Origin of the sequence: Brevundimonas sp. SH203, assembly GCF_002157625.1 — a bacterium.
Lineage (GTDB): Bacteria > Pseudomonadota > Alphaproteobacteria > Caulobacterales > Caulobacteraceae > Brevundimonas.
Genome location: NZ_BDMM01000002.1, coordinates 467,638 through 484,632, shown reverse-complemented (window position 1 = coordinate 484,632; position 16,995 = coordinate 467,638). Strand labels below are relative to the sequence as shown.

The 16,995-nt window shown below is 66.6% G+C and carries 18 protein-coding genes; 8 read left to right on the top strand and 10 right to left on the bottom strand.

Translation table 11 applies throughout. The features are described 5' to 3' along the window. The first annotated feature begins 67 nt into the window (after positions 1-67). The gene (locus SH203_RS06355) at positions 68-730 is read left to right on the top strand and encodes a DedA family protein (protein WP_087119998.1); all 663 of its coding nucleotides are present in this window, start codon (positions 68-70) and stop codon (positions 728-730) included. Here the strand turns inward: SH203_RS06355 and SH203_RS06350 are convergent. The 3 genes from SH203_RS06350 to queF all read right to left on the bottom strand — a co-directional run bounded on the left by SH203_RS06350 (position 702) and on the right by queF (position 2,862). Continuing rightward, positions 702-1,583, bottom strand: a complete 882-nt coding sequence (locus tag SH203_RS06350) for a DUF817 domain-containing protein (protein ID WP_375600715.1) — start codon at positions 1,581-1,583, stop codon at positions 702-704. The genes SH203_RS06355 and SH203_RS06350 overlap by 29 nt on opposite strands. 53 nt (positions 1,584-1,636) lie before the next feature. After that, positions 1,637-2,332 carry a TonB family protein gene (locus SH203_RS06345; protein ID WP_159457541.1) on the bottom strand — a complete coding sequence of 232 codons (696 nt, stop codon included), beginning with the start codon at positions 2,330-2,332 and terminating at the stop codon, positions 1,637-1,639. A 68-nt stretch (positions 2,333-2,400) separates the two neighbouring features. Next, a complete protein-coding gene (gene queF, locus SH203_RS06340) occupies positions 2,401-2,862 on the bottom strand; it encodes a preQ(1) synthase (RefSeq protein WP_087119996.1) in 462 nt (153 codons plus the stop codon). Between the two features lie 374 nt (positions 2,863-3,236). Here queF and SH203_RS06335 point away from each other — a divergent pair, with 374 nt between their 5' ends. Then, on the top strand, positions 3,237-4,169 hold the full coding sequence (locus SH203_RS06335; protein WP_087119995.1) for a nitronate monooxygenase family protein: 933 nt from the start codon (positions 3,237-3,239) through the stop codon (positions 4,167-4,169). Positions 4,170-4,204: 35 nt separating this feature from the next. After that, positions 4,205-4,918, top strand: coding sequence for a TorF family putative porin (locus tag SH203_RS06330; protein ID WP_087119994.1), 714 nt, complete (start codon positions 4,205-4,207; stop codon positions 4,916-4,918). A 4-nt stretch (positions 4,919-4,922) separates the two neighbouring features. On the opposite strand, the gene SH203_RS06325 is transcribed toward SH203_RS06330, so the two are convergent. Genes SH203_RS06325 through SH203_RS06310 form a run of 4 tightly spaced genes read right to left on the bottom strand, consistent with a single transcriptional unit; the run spans position 4,923 to position 8,156 of the window. Further along, complete coding sequence (locus tag SH203_RS06325; RefSeq protein WP_087119993.1) at positions 4,923-6,086, bottom strand: cystathionine gamma-synthase; 1,164 nt, start codon at positions 6,084-6,086, stop codon at positions 4,923-4,925. Beyond that, entirely contained in the window at positions 6,086-6,523 is a 438-nt protein-coding gene (locus SH203_RS06320) for a DUF2442 domain-containing protein (protein ID WP_200808827.1), read from the bottom strand. The genes SH203_RS06325 and SH203_RS06320 overlap by 1 nt, the downstream gene beginning before the upstream one ends. Next, on the bottom strand, positions 6,520-6,747 hold the full coding sequence (locus SH203_RS06315; RefSeq protein ID WP_200808826.1) for a DUF4160 domain-containing protein: 228 nt from the start codon (positions 6,745-6,747) through the stop codon (positions 6,520-6,522). The genes SH203_RS06320 and SH203_RS06315 overlap by 4 nt, the downstream gene beginning before the upstream one ends. A gap of 8 nt (positions 6,748-6,755) precedes the next feature. Next, positions 6,756-8,156 (bottom strand): cystathionine beta-synthase, encoded by a 1,401-nt coding sequence (locus SH203_RS06310; RefSeq protein WP_200808825.1) that lies wholly within the window; start codon positions 8,154-8,156, stop codon positions 6,756-6,758. A 118-nt stretch (positions 8,157-8,274) separates the two neighbouring features. Between SH203_RS06310 and rnr the strand changes: the two genes are divergently transcribed. Both rnr and SH203_RS06300 read left to right on the top strand, forming a co-directional pair. Next, positions 8,275-10,584 (top strand): ribonuclease R, encoded by a 2,310-nt coding sequence (gene rnr / locus SH203_RS06305; RefSeq protein WP_087119991.1) that lies wholly within the window; start codon positions 8,275-8,277, stop codon positions 10,582-10,584. 26 nt (positions 10,585-10,610) lie between these two features. After that, a complete protein-coding gene (locus SH203_RS06300) occupies positions 10,611-11,321 on the top strand; it encodes an NUDIX domain-containing protein (RefSeq protein ID WP_087119990.1) in 711 nt (236 codons plus the stop codon). Between the two features lie 15 nt (positions 11,322-11,336). On the opposite strand, the gene SH203_RS06295 is transcribed toward SH203_RS06300, so the two are convergent. Continuing rightward, entirely contained in the window at positions 11,337-11,903 is a 567-nt protein-coding gene (locus SH203_RS06295) for a hypothetical protein (RefSeq protein ID WP_087119989.1), read from the bottom strand. A gap of 126 nt (positions 11,904-12,029) precedes the next feature. Here SH203_RS06295 and rpmG point away from each other — a divergent pair, with 126 nt between their 5' ends. After that, positions 12,030-12,197, top strand: coding sequence for a 50S ribosomal protein L33 (gene rpmG, locus SH203_RS06290; RefSeq protein WP_003164451.1), 168 nt, complete (start codon positions 12,030-12,032; stop codon positions 12,195-12,197). A gap of 181 nt (positions 12,198-12,378) precedes the next feature. Here rpmG and SH203_RS06285 read toward each other — a convergent pair whose 3' ends face one another. Then, positions 12,379-13,740 carry a PleD family two-component system response regulator gene (locus tag SH203_RS06285; protein WP_087119988.1) on the bottom strand — a complete coding sequence of 454 codons (1,362 nt, stop codon included), beginning with the start codon at positions 13,738-13,740 and terminating at the stop codon, positions 12,379-12,381. Further along, entirely contained in the window at positions 13,737-14,102 is a 366-nt protein-coding gene (locus SH203_RS06280) for a response regulator (RefSeq protein WP_166622562.1), read from the bottom strand. Before SH203_RS06280 ends, SH203_RS06285 begins: the two co-directional genes overlap by 4 nt. 106 nt (positions 14,103-14,208) lie before the next feature. Here SH203_RS06280 and SH203_RS06275 point away from each other — a divergent pair, with 106 nt between their 5' ends. Continuing rightward, complete coding sequence (locus SH203_RS06275; protein ID WP_087119986.1) at positions 14,209-15,477, top strand: DNA polymerase IV; 1,269 nt, start codon at positions 14,209-14,211, stop codon at positions 15,475-15,477. A gap of 192 nt (positions 15,478-15,669) precedes the next feature. Then, complete coding sequence (locus SH203_RS06270; protein ID WP_087119985.1) at positions 15,670-16,965, top strand: nicotinate phosphoribosyltransferase; 1,296 nt, start codon at positions 15,670-15,672, stop codon at positions 16,963-16,965. The last annotated feature ends 30 nt before the right edge of the window (positions 16,966-16,995 follow it).

The window sequence follows — 16,995 nt, the reverse complement described above, 5'->3', positions numbered from 1 at the left end:
TGACATAAGGTCGCCCTGCGTCGGTTCGACCTCGACCGACCCCGCCTTTCTCCCCCAAGGCCTTCGTATGGATTCCCTGTTGCAAGCCGTGGGCGACTTCATCGCCCGCAACCATATGTGGGCCGGCGTCCTGCTGGGCCTGATCACCTTCTTCGAATCGCTGGCGGTCGTGGGGGCCTTCGTGCCCGCCACCGGCCTGCTGGTCGCGGCGGGCGGCCTGATCGCGGCCGGGGTGCTGGACCCGGTCAACGTCATCGTCGGCTGCGTCGTGGGCGCGGTGATCGGCGACGCCGTGTCCTACTGGGCCGGGCGGCGCCTGGGCGTGCGGTTCCTGCAGCGCCCGATGTTCAAGCCGCATCGTCGCCGCATCGCCTGGACGCGCCTGTACTGCCGCCGCTACGGCGTCATGTCGATCTTCGTCGGCCGCTTCTTCGGCCCCCTGCGGGCCTTCGTGCCCCTGACGCTGGGTATGCTCAGGATGCGCCAGCGCGCCTTCCAGTTCGGCAATGTCACGTCCGGGATCGTCTGGGTCGTGGCCATGCTGGCGCCCGGCTATCTGGCGGCCAAGGGCCTGGCCCGGATGGAGCTGCTCAGCGAGGCCCACGGCCCCACCCTGCTGATCGGCGCCATCGCCTTGGCCATCCTGATCGTCGCCGTCGCCTACCGCCTGCTCAAGACCCGCATGAGCCGCAAGTCCGCCGTCATGCGCGGGGCGCTGGAGAGCCGCTGATCTCGTCCTCCGGCTTGTGTACGATGGACACCAGCACGACCGAGATGATCATCAGCAGGAACCAGCTGCCCAGCTTGGCCAGGGACACCATCTCCCATCCGTCCGCCTGCCCCGGATAGACCCAGGCCCGCCCCAGCGTGCCCAGGTTCTCGGCGAACCAGATGAACAGGGCCACCAGCCCATAACCCAGCAGCAGCGGCATCGACCTGCGCCTGCGGTCCGCCGTGAAATAGAACCACCCTCGCCCGAACAACAGCGCGGTCGCCACGAACAGCGCGATCCGCACGTCCGGCAGCCAGTGATGGGCGAAGAAGTTGACGTAGATGGCCGCCGCCAGCACCCAGGTCGTCCACATCGGCGGATAGCCGCGCACCCGGATATGGAAGATACGCTGCACCCGCGCGATATAGCTGCCCACCGCCGCATACATGAAGCCCAAGAACAGCGGCACCGCGCCGATCCGCAGCAGACTGTCCTCGGGATAGACCCACGACCCGTGCGCGGTCTTGAACAGCTCCATGATCGTCCCCGCGACATGGAACAGGAAGATGACCCGCGCCTCCTCCCAGCTCTCCAGCCGGAACGCCAGCATCGCCGCCTGGATCACCACCGCCCCGACCGCCAGGAAATCGTAACGCGACACCGGCGCCCCCTCCGGCCAAAGCAGAAACGTCCCCAGGATCAGGGCCAGCATCAGCCCCCCGAACAGACACGCCCACCCCTGCTTCAGCCCGAACCACAGAAACTCGTAGGCATGGCGACGAGCGCGGGATTGGTCGGCCCACGTTTCCGCCCGCATCATCAGACGGCGGCCCCAGGTTTCGAGCGGCAGGGATTGCGAACGATGCGTCATTTCAAACAGACGAGATTATTGCGCCGCTTCATGGCCGCTGAAAGCATACGCCATTACTGGCGACGCCCAGCTGGCGGAAACGAAGCCTCCACAGACGCAATCACATCGGCGGCGTTTTCGAGTCTTGCCTTTGCCGACGAAAGTGCGGCGACGCAGTAATCCTCGGTCCGGTTCGACAAATGGCTGTCCTTAAGTCCGCGACCATAGGCTCCGAATAAGACCTGATCGAATACGGGCAACGCCTTCTGGTTTTCGTTGAACTGCACCAAGCCCGCTTGGAGACGATCGCGCTCGTCCTGAGTCAGATACGCGGCGCAAGAACCGGCTGTAAAACCGTAAAAATCAGTTGGAGCGAAAGCCCGCTCCATCTCGGGTGTCGCCCTACGTGCGCCCTCACGGCGCGGCTCGGGCACGGACGCTCTGAAAGCTACGGCGAAGGTGATCCTGTCCGCCACTGGAACGCCGCCTATCGTGGCTGGATTGAACTTAAAGTTGGGCCGAGCCGCAAGCGCTGCGTCTCCGAGGCCTAATCCAGAGGGGCTTTCATCAATCACGACACAGGAACTTGCTTGTCCCTCAGTCGTCACGTCGCATGCGAGGTGCACGACGCCTTCCCCTCCCTGATTTAGAAAGGCTTGGGACGGCTCAACGAAGGGCGTATCGGCCCAACTTACTGGCACGCGGAGTTCGTTGCTCTCCTGGCCGGGGATCGAGATCGCGATTGCGGTGGCCAAGAAGATTGCGATCACGATGGCCCTCTGAACTGGCTTGGATAAGCTCCCATCGCAGTGTTCACTAAAGTTGCCAGCGCGTCGAGTTATCCCCGCCCGCGATAGGTCGGCACGCCCTGGTCGGGCAGCCACAGTCCCTCGGGCGGGGCGCCGGTCTGCCAGAAGACGTCGATGGGGATGCCGCCGCGCGGGTACCAGTAGCCGCCGATGCGCAGCCATTTCGGCTGAAGCAGGTCGGCCAGCTTGCGGCCGATGGCGACGGTGCAGTCCTCGTGGAAGGCGCCGTGGTTGCGGAAACTGGTCAGGTACAGTTTCAGGCTCTTGGATTCGACCAACCACTCGCCGGGCGCATAGTCGATGACGATGTGGGCGAAGTCGGGCTGGCCCGTTACGGGGCACAGGCTGGTGAACTCCGGCGCCGTGAACCGCGCCAGATACAGGGTGTCCGCGTGCGGGTTCGGCACCCGCTCCAGCACGGCGGTTTCCGGGCTGGTCGGCGCGGCGGTCTGAGCGCCCAGTTGGCTCAGGTTGTCGGTGTAATGGGTCATGGGTGGGATTTAGGCGCTTGCGGCGCACATGAAAATCCTTCCCCATCGGGAAGGATGCGGTTCCCAGCCATCCTATCGGTCGCGAACTTCCCGCGTCGTTTCAACGCCCTGCCCGGCGCCAGCGTCAATCGACCATCCACGACTGCAAACGGCTGTACGATGGGCGGTTTCAGACGATTGGAAGCCCCGCGAATTGGACCATCTTGCACTTTGCACCTTTTTTCGCCGGTGCAGTGCAATTTCGCCCCGTCCCGATTTCAGACGATTCAGACGTTTCAGACGGTGTTTTTTCCGACCACCGTCTGAAAACGCCCCGATTGCCTTCCCCCACGACAGCCCGCTATGCGTAGCGAAAGAAAACCAAGGAGACGCTCGTGGCCATTCCCGCTTCGCTGCAAAAGGGCCTGACCCTGCCGGTGATTTCGGCGCCCATGTTCCTGGTGTCGGGGCCGGATCTGGTGGTGGAGGCCTGCAACGCGGGCGTCATCGGCACCTTTCCGTCGCTGAACCAGCGCACGACCGAGGGCTATCGCGACTGGATTCACGAGATCAAGGGCCGGCTGAAGCCCGAGGCCGCCGCCTTCGGCGTCAACCACATCGTCCATCCGACCAATCCCCGGCTGATGGCCGACATGATGGTGTCGGTCGAGGAAAAGGTGCCGCTGATCATCACCTCTCTGGGCGCGGTGCGCGACGTGGTGGACGCGGTGCATGGCTATGGCGGTCAGGTCTTCCACGACATCGCCAACATCCGCCATGCGCGGAAGGCGGCCGAGGCGGGCGTGGACGGGCTGATCCTGGTCGCCAACGGCGCGGGCGGCCATGCGGGGATCATCAACCCCTTCGCCCTGGTCAACGAGGTGCGCAGCTTCTTCGACGGGACCATCATCCTGTCGGGCGCGATCTCGACGGGTCAGGACGTGGCCGCCGCCCTGATGCTGGGCGCCGACTTCGCCTATATGGGCACCCGTTTCATCAACACGACCGAGGCCATGGCGGCCGACGCCTACAAGCAGATGATCGTCGACAGCGGCTCGACCGACATCGTCCACACCCCCGCCGTCTCGGGCATCCCGGCCAACTTCATGAGCAAGTCGTTGATCGAGAACGGCATCGACCCCAAACACCTGCCCGAACACAAGCTGGACATGGGCGACGAGGCCAAGGCCTGGAAGACCGTCTGGTCCGCCGGACAAGGCGCGGGCGCCGTCCACGACGTCCTGCCGACCGCCGAACTGGTCGCGCGCCTGCGACAGGAGTTCACTCAGGCCACGGATCAATTCGCCATCAAGACCGGAGCGCGCTAAAGGCGCCGAACCGCATTTCGCGCGTTGGAGCCGTCATGATCCGCACCGCCGTCCCCACGTTCGCCGCCCTGGGCCTTTTCGCCGCCCTGGCCGCCTCGCCCGTCGCGGCCCAGGCGGCATCCGGTCCCTCGGCGCGGGACGCCTGGTCGTTCGAACTGGGGGCCGGGACGGACAACCGCTCCAAGAACGCCTCCAAATCGGGCAACGACGGCTACGCCTTCGGCTCGGCGACCTGGCAGAGCGCGAACGGCCTGTTCTACGCCGGCCCCGGCTTCGACACGATCCAGTCGGGCGGCTCTAGGATCGAGGCCGAGTTCGTCGCCGGCTATCAGCCCGAGGCGTTCGGCTATCGGTTCGACTTCAACCTCGCCTACAAGAACCGGCTGGGGGCCGACGCCGGCTACGATCAGGACACGTGGGAGCTGACCGGCAACGTCAGCCGCGCCATCGGCCCGGCCGACGCCCGGCTGCAGGTCCAGTATTCGCCCGACGCCGCCGGCGCGACGCGCGCCTTCACCTGGGTCGAGGCGCGGCTCGGCTGGGACTTCACCCCCCGGCTGAACGGCACGGCGGCGGTGGGACGGCGCGAGCAGGACGGCGGCCCCGACTACACCGGCTGGAACGCGGGCGTGACCTATGACCTGACCGACGCCCTGTCGCTGGACGTCCGCTATCACGACACCGACGCCGACACCTATGGCGAGCAGTACAAGCAGGCGCTGGTGGCCAAGGTCGCCTACGACTTCTGACGGGTCAGCCCAGCGCCTGATCCAGGTCGGCGATCAGGTCCGCGACGTCCTCGACGCCGACCGACAGCCGGATCAGATTGTCGGTCACGCCGCCCGCCTCGCGGACCTCTTTCGGCACCGAGGCGTGGGTCATGATGGCCGGGTGGTTGACCAGGCTTTCGACCCCGCCCAGCGATTCCGCCAGGGTGAAGACCTGCACCCGCTCCAGCACCCGTTTGGTGCGTTCCAGGTCGCCGTCCAGGATCACCGTCACCATGCCGCCGAAGCCGCCGTGCATCTGGCGCGCGGCCAGTTCGTGCTGCGGATGGGCGATCAGGCCGGGATAGATCACCCTGGCGATCCCCGCCCGCGTCTCCAGCCAGCGGGCGATGGTCAGGGCGTTCTCGCAGTGCGCCTTCATCCGCAGCGCCAGGGTCTTCAGGCCGCGGTTGGCCAGGAAGGCGTCGAACGGCCCCATGACCCCGCCGACCGAGTTCTGCAGGAACTTGATGCGCGTCGCCAGATCGGCGTCGCCCGTGACCAGCACCCCGCCGATGATGTCGGAATGGCCGTTCAGATATTTGGTCGCCGAGTGCATGACAACGTCCGCCCCCAGGCTAAGCGGCTGCTGGCAGAAGGGGGTGGCGAAGGTGTTGTCCACGATCAGCAAGAGGCCGTGCGCCTTGGCCACCTTGGACAGGGCGGCGATGTCGGCCAGCTTCATCAGCGGATTGGTCGGCGTCTCGACCCACAGCATCTTGGTCTTGGGCGTGATCGCCGCCTCGACCGCCGCAATGTCGCTCAGGTCTACATAGGCGAAGTCCAGCCCCATCGAGCGCCGACGCACCCGTTCGAACAGCCGCCACGATCCGCCGTACAGGTCGTCGCCGGTCACGACATGATCGCCCGCGTCCAGCAGTTCCAGCGCCGTCGAGGTCGCCGCCATGCCCGAACCGAAGCCGAAGCCGTGCGTCCCGCCCTCCAGATCGGCGACACAGGCCTCGAACGCCTCGCGCGTGGGGTTCTTGCCCCGCGCATACTCATAGCCCTTGTTCACGCCGGGGCTTTCCTGGGCGTAGGTCGAGGTGGCGTAGATCGGCGTCATCACCGCCCCCGTCGTCGGATCGGGACGCTGGCCGGCATGGATGGCGCGGGTCGAGAAACCCTGGCTGTTCTTCTTGTCAGTCATTACGCGGCTTTCAACGCATCCCAGCCCTTGCAGGCCAGTTGAATGGAGCGAGGCACCGTGGCCTCGGTCGAATATCGGATCACGCTGGCCCGCGAGATGCCCAGGGCTTCGGCCGCCGCCGTGGCGGAGAAGCCGTTGCGAAGACGCCATTCCAGGAACGACCGCGTGTCCTCCCTGCCCCAGGCCGACAGGCTGTCGAGCCAAAGGGAATCGGCGCCGATTTCGATGTCGTCGGACCAGACCAGACTGTGGCCCCAGTCGCCCAGATCGACGGCCGTGAAGACGGCCGGATCGCGCAACGCCTCGAACGCCTTGTTCTCCAGCGTCCTGGTCAGGTCGATTCTCGCCTCGCGGCCGTCGCCCCAGCGTAAATCCAGCCAGCAGGGCGCGGACGCTTTCACCGCAGTCAGTTCATGTTGGTCTTCGACGCCCATCATGGGTTCAACTCGTTCCAGGTGTCCGCCAACTCCGCCCGCCGCGCGCTGGCCCAGGCGATGGCGGCGGCCAGCGATCTGGCATCATAGGTGCCTATGATGACCTCCAGGGTGGCGATTGCAACCGAGCACCGCCAGCCGCGCCCTTCGACATGGAAGTGCGGCACGCCATGATCGCGGCCATAGACAGCGATCTTCCAGGCCGGCGCTCGGTGCAATGTCACCATGGGCCAGCCTACCGATTCAGGCTCAGGTGGTTGATCAGGTCGGTGCGGGTGATCAGGCCGACGAAGGTTTCGCCGTCCAGCACGATGGCCACGCGGTCGCGGTCGAAGACGGGGATCAGGGCGTCCAGAGGCTCGTTGACCTGAACCGTGTCCAAATCGCGCGTCATGGCCGAGGACACGGGTTTGGCGAACCGTTCCTTGCGCGTGATCTCGTCGGTGTTCATCACCTGGATCAGGTCGCTCTCGTCCAGAATACCGACCAGGCGGCCGTCCTCGATGATCGGCAGTTGCGACACGTCGGCGCCCTTCATCCGCTTGAAGGCCGTGTCAAGCGTGTCGCCGGGGCCGGCGACGATCACGTCGCCCTTCTCGTATTTGCGGTTGATCAGGTCCGACAGGTCGCCGTGGATTTCGCGCTCGCCCAGCCCCTGATCGGCCAGCCAAGCGTCGTTATAGACCTTGGACAGGTATTTGGCTCCGGTGTCGCAGACGAAGGTGACGCAGGTCTTGGCTTCCGTCTGCTCACGGCACCAGCGCAGGGCCGTGGCGATCAATGTGCCGGACGACGAGCCCGCCAGAATGCCCTCTTTCAGCAGCAGTTCGCGCGCCGTGGCGATGGCCTCGGCGTCGGGGATCGAATAGGCCCTGTCGATCAGGCCCATGTCGGCCGTGTCGGGCACGAAGTTCTGGCCGATGCCCTCGACCGTATAGCCGCCCTCCGGCCCCGGAACGCCGTCGTTGACGATGCCCGCCAGGGTCGAGCCGACCGGGTCGGCCAGGATGATCTGGGCCTTCGATCCCACGCTTTTCAGATAGCGGGCGACGCCGGTGATGGTGCCGCCCGAGCCGATGCCGGCGACGAAGGCGTCGATGTCGCCGCCCGCCTGTTCCCAGATTTCCGGCCCCGTCGTCTTCACATGGGCGTCGGCGTTCGACTGATTGGCGAACTGATTGACGTAATAGGCGCCCGGAATGGCCTGCGACAGGCGTTCGGCCATGTCGGTGTAGTATTCCGGGTGGCCATGCGGCACGTCCGAACGGGTCAGGCGGACATCGGCGCCCATGGCCCGAAGATGCTGAATCTTTTCCTTGGACATCTTGTCCGGGATGACCAGAAGCACCTTATATCCGCGCGCCCGGCCCACCAGCGTCAGGGCCAGGCCCGTGTTGCCGGCCGTCGCCTCGACGATCGTGCCGCCTTCCTTCAGCCAGCCTTCCCGCTCGGCCGCATCCAGCATCTCCACCGCGATCCGGTCCTTGATCGAACCGCCGGGGTTCTGGGACTCCAGCTTGAGCAGCAGGCGGCACGGGCCGGTGTCGATCTTCGTCACCTCCACCATCGGCGTCTTGCCGATCAGATCCAGCGGCGACGAGACGGTCGCGCTCAGGGCGGGGGCGTTGAGGGACATCGAAAACTCCATTCGGGGCGGGCGGAAGCTGAAGCCCCGCCTTCACGTGGTCAACTCACGCAAGATTTGACCCCTCAAGATTTACTCAAGGGCGCTGTTCCGCGCTACGAAAGACATAATGACCAAATCATCCAAGAGACCGCCCGCCGGTCTCCCCGACAAAGACACGCTCGTCGCCTTCCTGCGCGAGGCCGGATCGGCCGAGAAGACCGACATCGCGCGCCATTTCGGGCTGAAGGGCGGCGACCGCCGGGCCTTGCGCGAAATGATCCGCGAACTGGAGGCCGAAGGCCGGCTGGGCAAGCGCGGCCGCAAGGGCTTTTCCGAAGCCGGCGCCCTGCCCCCCGTCGGCGTCGCCGATGTGATCGAGCGCGACGGCGAGGGCGAACTGTATGTTCGCCTGGTCGAGGCCAGCCCCGACGCCCCGCGCGCCCTGCTGATGCCCGACAAGTCCAGGACCGCGCCCGGTCTGGGCGACCGCCTGCTGGTCAAGTTCCAGCACGGCGCGGAAGGCTGGGAGGCCCGGCTGATCAAGAAGCTGGACGTGGGGACCAACCGCGTCCTGGGCGTCATCCGCAAATCGGCGCGTGAGACCCGCGTGGAGCCGGTCGACCGCCGATCCAAGGACGTTCTGCTGGTGCCCCAGGCCCAGTCCGGCGACCTGCGTGACGGCGATCTGGTGCTGGCCGCCGTCGAGAAGGGCGACCATCGTTATGGTCCCAAGCGGGGCAAGATTCTGGAGCATATCGGCAAGGAGGACGATCCCCGCGCCGCCTCCCTGATCGCCATCTACGCCCACAGCATCCCGACCGGCTTCTCCGAGGCCGTCGAGCGCGAGGCCGAGGATCAGGAACTGCCGACGCTGAAGGGGCGCGAAGACCTGCGCGAGGTTCCCTTCATCACCATCGACCCCGCCGATGCGCGCGACCACGACGACGCCGTCTATGCCGCCCGTGACGAAGACCCGAAGAACCCCGGCGGCTGGATCGTCTGGGTCGCCATAGCCGATGTCGCCGCCTATGTCCGCCCCGGCTCGCAGCTGGATCGCGAGGCCCGCGACAAGGGCAATTCGACCTATTTCCCCGACCGGGTCGAGCCGATGCTGCCGGAAGTGCTGTCGAACGGCCTGTGCAGCCTGAAGGAGGGCGAGAACCGCGCCTGTCTGGCCGTGCGGATGGTCTTCGACAAGGAGGGCCGCAAGACCGGCCACAGGTTCGTGCGCGGCCTGATGCGGTCGCACGCCAAACTGTCCTACGAACAGGCGCAGGCGGCCATAGACAGGGCGCCGGACGATGCGACCGGCCCGATCATGGAGGCCATCCTCTATCCGCTGTGGAACGCCTATCACGCCATGCTGAAGGGCCGGCTGAAGCGCAGCCCGCTGCAGATCGAATCGGCCGAACGCCGCATCCGCATGGCGCCGGACGGCGGCATCGCCTCCATCGAGAAGCGCACGTCGCTGGAGGCGCACCGGCTGATCGAGGAGATGATGATCCAGGCCAATGTCTGCGCCGCCGAGACGCTGGAGCAGAAAAAGACGCCCCTGATCTATCGCATCCACGACGCGCCCAGTCAGGAGAAGATCTTCAACCTGGCCGACTTCCTGTCCACCATCGGCAAGCCGTGGAACAAGGGCGAGCCGGGCACGACCAAACGGTTCAACAAGCTGCTGGACGAGACGCGCGACACCGAACACGCCGACGTGGTCAACGAGGTCGTCCTGCGCACCCAGATGCAGGCCATCTACAGCCCCGAGAACGTGGGTCACTTCGGCCTGAACCTGGACCGCTACGCCCACTTCACCTCGCCGATCCGGCGCTATTCCGACCTGATCGTGCATCGCGGCCTGATCCGCGCGCTGGGCCTTGGCAAGGACGGGCTGACGGATCGCGAGATCGCAGAACTGCCCGCCATCGCCGAACAGGTGACGACGACCGAGCGCCGCTCCATGGCCGCCGAGCGCGACGCCATGGACCGCTACATCGCCGCCTATCTGGAGGAGCACATCGGCGCGACCTTCAAGGGGCGCATCACCGGCGTCACCCGGTTCGGCCTGTTCATCCGGCTGGAGGACACGGGCGCGGACGGTCTGGTTCCCGTCTCGACGCTGGGCAGCGAATATTTCACCCACGACGACCGCGCCCACGCCCTGGTCGGCGAACGCACCGGCAAACGCTTCACCCTGGGCCGGATGGTCGAGGTCAAACTGCGCGAGGCCACCCCCGTCACCGGCGGACTGGTGTTCGAAATGCTCAGCGAGCCCGAACCTCGCGACCCCAACGCTCCGGCGCCCCGCTATGGCATCCGTGGACGGGGCGGCGACGGCCCGCCCATGCGCGGCAAGAACCGCCCCGGCGGCCCTAAGCCCCGCAACGGCGCCAAACCCTCCGGCGGCCTGAAAGGCGTGAGGAAGGGCAAAAGGAAGTGACCCGGACATCCGCTCATCCCGGCGGAATGAGCGATCAACCCTTCGACGCCGCTCAGGACTTGGCCGACGCCCCGCGCGTGGCGGGGGCGCGGCAGAGGCCAAAAGACGCCGCGACCCTGATCCTGACACGGGGGGGTGAGCGGCCCGAGGTGCTGATGGGGCGACGCGCGCCGGGACATGTGTTCATGGCGTCGAAATGGGTGTTTCCGGGCGGTCGAATCGACCGCAGCGACTTCACCGCCGCCGCGACCGGCGATCTGTCGTCGGACGTCGCCCGGCGGCTGGAGGGCGAACTGCCGACGCGGCGCGCCCGCGCCCTGGCCCTGACGGCGGTGCGCGAGACGTTCGAGGAGACGGGCCTGATCCTGGGCCGGTCGGCGCCCCGCGCCTCGGTCGCCGGGCCGTGGCGGGAGTATCGCCAGGCGGGCGCCCTGCCCGACCTGTCGGTCCTGTCCTATGTCGCGCGCGCCATCACTCCGCCCGGCCGCACGCGCCGGTTCGACGCACGGTTCTTCATGGCGCCGGCCGAGGCCCTGCTGACGCCCGAACCGACGGCCGGATCGGGCGAGCTGGACGAGATCGCCTGGTTGCCGCTGGATCAGGCGCGGGCGCTGGACCTGCCGGCCATCACCCGGTTCGTGCTGGGGGAACTGGCCGAACGGCTGGACCAGCCGAACCGTCCCCTGCCCTTCGTGCGAATGGTGCATGGGCGGCATTTGGTCGATCACAGGGAATGACGCCCCGCCCGACCCTCAGTCCGCCAGCGGCCGGGTCAGGTCGAATTCGACACGGAAATGCCGGTTTGGGCGGCGCAGTTCATAGGCGAACATCCGCGTCGGATGGACCTCCATCGCCCAGACGTTGGTGGTCGAGACCGAGGCGTCGTTGGCGTTGAACAGGGCGATCGATTCGGCGTCGACCGGGAATTCCTGACGCTCCGCCGCGCCTTCATCGACCGTGTCGCCGCCGTACCAGTGCAGCACGTCGGTCGCGCCGTCCTCGTGCCTGTGATCGTGCTTCAGCCTCAAACCCGCGTCGGTGCGGGTGACGACCCAGGTGCGCGACCGATCCGCCCCCACGGCGAAGGGAATGCGAACCTCGTCCGGCGAACAGTCGCGCACATGCATGACGAGACGCTCGCTGGCGAACCTGGCGTCGGCAGCGTCGGTGGTGACGATACGGCCTTCGAATCGCTGGCCGCACAGGGCGTTCAGGCGCGCCATGAAATCGTCCTGCGCCGGAGCGGAAGACGCGGCCGCAGCGCCGGCGAACGACAGGGAAAGCAAGGCCGCAGCGGCCAGCAGGGATGCGATTTTCATGGCGTCACCCTATCTGTGCATCCGCCCGTATCAACGCGGCATCGCGCCCGTTGACTTTGGAGCGATCCTGAGTATGTTCCGCGCCTCTTATTTTAAGCGGCTTTCGCCGTCGCAGAGGTAATTCCGATGGCCAAACCGGCTTCCATCAAGATCCGCCTGAACTCCACGGCCGACACCGGCTTCTTCTACGTCACCAAGAAGAACGCCCGCACCATGACCGAAAAGATGGTCGTCAAGAAGTACGACCCGGTCGTGCGCAAGCACGTCGAGTTCAAGGAAGGCAAGATCAAGTAAATCCTTGATCGGCTGAAATCGAAAACGCCCGGCTGGTCTCCACCCGGGCGTTTTTTCGTTTCTACCGTCATCCTCGGGCTTGACCCAAGGACCGGAGGTTCAGCCGCATTGCGCTTGAGGCGACGCATAGCCCGATCAGCGCCCGGTCCTCGGGTCAAGCCCGAGGATGACGGGTCTAACCTCAGGCCGCCTTGGCGATGACCTTGTTGCGGCCGGCGGCCTTGGCCTCATAGACGCCCTCGTCGGCGCGTTTCAGCAGGCCCTCGGGCGTGTCGCCGTCGCCGACGGTGGCGGCCACGCCGATGGAGATGGTGATGGTGATCTGCTCCTTGCCGCCCATGACGCGGAAGGGGGCGGAGGCGACGTCGCGACGGATGCGTTCGGCGACGCGGCCGGCGTCCTCCAGGCTGGCGCCCGGCATGACCACCACGAATTCCTCGCCGCCCATGCGGCACGGCAGGTCCACGGCGCGGACATTGGTGGCCAGGCGCACGGCGAACTCGACCAGAACCTCGTCGCCCGCATCGTGGCCGAAGCCGTCGTTGACGGACTTGAAGTGGTCGATGTCCAGCACCAGCACGGCGACCTGGGCCCCGCCCTGGGCCGCGCGCCCCACCAGGGCCTGAAGCTGGCCGGTCATGTAGCGGCGGTTATGCAGGCCGGTCAGGGCGTCGGTGACGGCCATCTCCATGCTGCTGTCCAGCTTATGGCGCAGGAAGTCGGTGTAGCGTTTGCGCCGGATCTGGGTGCGGACGCGGGCCGACAGCTCCTCGGTGTCGACCGGGCGCGGCAGGATGTCGGCGGCGCCCAGCTCCAGCGCCTTGACCATGCGGGGCCGGTCGGTCGGGTCGACGATGGCCAGGATCGGCGCGCGTCGGGCGTCGCCGGACTTGGCCTGGGCCACGATCCTCAGACCGTCGAACGCCGCCGCCGTCACATCGACGATGATCAGGTCCAGCGCGCCGCGCGCCGCCGCCAAGGCGGCCTCGGGATCGGATTCGATGGTGACGCGGTGTTCGGCGCCCAGCTCCCGCCCGATCTTTTCGGCCTGGCGCAGGTCGTCATCGACGATCATCACGCGGCCGCCCTCGCTACGCAGACGGGCCGCTCCTTCGGCATCGACGCCCAGGCGCCGGCCGCTTTCCTCGCGTTCCCGCAATTCGTCCATCACCTGCTTCAGCCGCGTCAGCGACTTGACCCGCGCGAACAGGATCACGTCGTCGATGGGTTTGGTCAGGAAGTCGTCGGCGCCCGCCTCCAGCCCCCGGATGCGGTCCTGTCGTCCGTCCAGGGCCGTGACCAGAACGACAGGGATATGGCGCGTCCGGGCCTCGGCCTTCAATCGCCGGCACGTCTCGAACCCGTCCATGCCGGGCATCATGACATCCAGCAGGATCAGGTCGGGCTGATGCTCCACCGCCATCGCCAGGGCGGTCGCCCCGTCGTTGCAGGTCAGGACGTCGTAGTATTCGACCGTCAGCTTGGCCTCCAGCAGGCGGACGTTCACGTCCACGTCGTCGACCACGAGGATGCGCGCGCTCATCCCAGATGCTGCCGGATGGTGTCGAGGAAATGCATGACCGAGATGGGCTTGGAGATATAGGCCTCGCACCCGCCCTGACGGATGCGCTCCTCGTCGCCCTTCATGGCGAAGGCGGTCACGGCGATGACGGGGATGTGGTTCAGCTCCTCGTCGTCCTTCAGCCATTTGGTGACTTCCAACCCCGAAATCTCGGGCAGCTGAATGTCCATCAGGATCAGGTCGGGGTGGTGGGCGCGGGCCAGGGCGAGCGCCTGCAGGCCCTCACGGGTCTGAAGGGTCTCATAGCCCTGGGAATCGAGCAGATCATGAAAAAGCTTCATGTTCAGCTCGTTATCCTCGACGATGAGGACTTTCTTGGACATCATCACCTGACCTGCGCGCCCCTGGAACGCGGGACGCCTCGTTGGTCGCATTCGTAGGCGGCCAGTCTTAAGTTGGGGTGAAGCCAAACTTACGGAGACCTTAAACGTGGCCATCAAGGCCATCTGCCGCGACTGTCTGTGGACCGGCCAAGACCCCGCCGGCCCGCCCGACCGGCGCTGTCCGTCGTGCGGGTCGCGTCGGATCGTCGCGGACCCCGAACTGGACCAGTTGTCCATCGCCCATATGGACTGCGACGCCTTCTACGCCTCGGTGGAGAAGCGCGACCGGCCCGAGTTGCGCGACCGGCCGGTCATCGTCGGCGGGGGCAAGCGCGGCGTGGTCTCCACCGCCTGCTATGTCGCGCGCCAGTACGGCGTCGGCTCGGCCATGCCGATGTTCAAGGCGCTGAAGGCCTGTCCCGAGGCCGTGGTCATCAAGCCCGACTTCGCCAAATATGTCTTCGAATCCCAACGCATCCTGGGCGCCTTGGGCCAGCTGACGCCGCTGATCCAGCCCCTGTCGCTGGACGAGGCATGGGTCGATCTGTCGGGCACGGAGCGGCTGAACGGCGGCCCGCCGGCGTTGCAGCTGATCCGCTTCCAGAAACAGATCGAGGACGAGACCGGCCTGACCGTCTCCATCGGCCTGGCGCCCAATCGCTTCCTGGCCAAGATGGCGTCCGAGATGGACAAGCCGCGGGGCTTTTCCGTCGTGGGGGCGGCGAACGCGCAAAGCCTGCTGGCGCCGCGCCCCGTCACCGCCCTGCCCGGCGTCGGGCCGGTGTTCGGCAAGGCGTTGCGCAGCGACGGCTATTCGACCATCGGCGATCTGGCGCGGGCGGACGTGCGCGATCTGGTCAAACGCTATGGCGAATCGGGGCTGCGCCTGCACGACCTGGCCCACGCCCGCGACGCCCGCGCCGTGAACCCCGAACGGGATCGCAAGGGGATGAGCGCCGAGACCACCTTCAACGAGGACCTGACCACAGCCGAGGCGCTGGAGGCCGAGTTGTGGCCCCTGTGCGAAAAGCTGGCGTCCAAGGCGCGCCGCGACGGGGTGGCCAGCCGCGTCCTGGTGCTGAAGCTGCGGCGCGCGGACTTCAAGATCGTGACCCGCCGCATCACCCTGCCCGATCCGGTCCAGACGGCGCGCGCCCTGTTCGCGGCCGGGCGCGACCTGCTGAAGCCCGAACTTGGCCGCCCCTATCGCCTGATCGGCATCGGCATGGCCGACGTTCAGGACGCCGAGGACGCGCCCGCCGGCCTGTTCCAGACCACCGAGACCCGCGCCCTGAAGACCGAACGGGCCATCGACGCCCTGCGCGAAAAGTTCGGCAAGGATGCGGTGGTGGCGGGCCGGGCGTTGAAGGGGTGATCACCCTTACCCTTCATCCTCAGGCTTGATCCGAGGATCGGGCGTTCGACAGATCGCGCCTCACCTCAAGCGCAATGCGGCTGAACCTCCGATCCTCGGGTCAAGCCCGAGGATGACGGAGAGGGGGTGAGATGACGGGAGTATGGGCGGAAAGAACGTGCGCTCCCTCGCTCTATCGGCTCAAATGCCCGGATGGACCTCGCCAAACGCGCCTATGACCACGGCTTTCGCCTGGACCCGATCGTCCGCAGCCTGCTGGACACCGACTTCTACAAGCTGCTGATGCTGCAGATGATCTGGCGCGAGCATCGCGACGTGCCGGTCGTGTTTCAGGTCATCAACCGGACCAAGACCGTCCGTCTGGCCGACGAGGTCGACATCGACGCCCTGCGCGAACAGCTGGATCACGCCCGGACCCTGCGCTTCACCAACAAGGAACTGGTCTGGCTGGCGGGCAACAGCTTCTATGGGGTGAAGCAGATTTTCTCGCCCGACTTCATCGCCTGGCTGACCGACTATCGACTGCCGGACTACGACCTGTCGGTTCAGGACGGGCAGTATGTGCTGACATTTTCCGGCGGCTGGGCCGATGTGACCCTGTGGGAAATCCCGGCGCTGGCCATACTGAACGAGCTGCGTTGCCGGGTCGGAATGCGGCGGCTGGGCCGGTTCGAGCTGGACATCCTGTATTCGCGCGCCAAGACCCGGCTGTGGTCCAAGGTGGAGCGGCTGCGGACCCTGCCCGACCTGGCCCTGTCCGACTTCGGCACCCGGCGGCGGCACGGCTTCCTGTGGCAAAGCTGGTGCATCCAGGCGCTGAAGGAGGGGCTGGGGTCGTCCTTCATCGGCACCTCCAACGTGCTGCACGCGATGGAGAACGATCTGGAGGCCATCGGCACCAACGGGCATGAACTGCCGATGGTGCTGGCGGCCCTGGCGCCCGACGACGCGGCCCTGGCGCGGACGCCCTACGCCGTGCTGGACGAATGGCGTCGGCATTATGCGGGCAATCTGCTGATCGTCCTGCCCGACGCCTTCGGCACCGAGGCGTTTCTGGAACAGGCGCCCGACTGGGTGGCCGACTGGACCGGCTTCCGTCCCGATTCCGCCCCGCCCATCCCGGCGGGCGAGCGTCTGATCGACTGGTGGAAGGCCAAGGGCCGCGATCCGAGGGAGAAGCTGCTGATCTTTTCCGACGGCATGGACATCGACGGCATCGAGGCGACCCACGCCCATTTCCACGGCCGCGCCCGCCTCAGCTTCGGCTGGGGCACCAATCTGACCAACGACTTCCGCGACTGCTCGCCCGCCTTCGCGCCCGAGTTGGAGCCGATCTCGCTGGTCTGCAAGGTGGTCGAGGCAGGCGGACGCCCCGCCGTCAAGCTGTCGGACAATCCGGCCAAGGCCGTGGGCGATCCGGCCGAGATCGAACGCTATCGCCGCGTGTTCGGCGTGCGCGGCCTGACGGCCCAGCCCGTCACGGTGTGAAACCCGCCCTTAAGGCCGGCAGGTCATAAG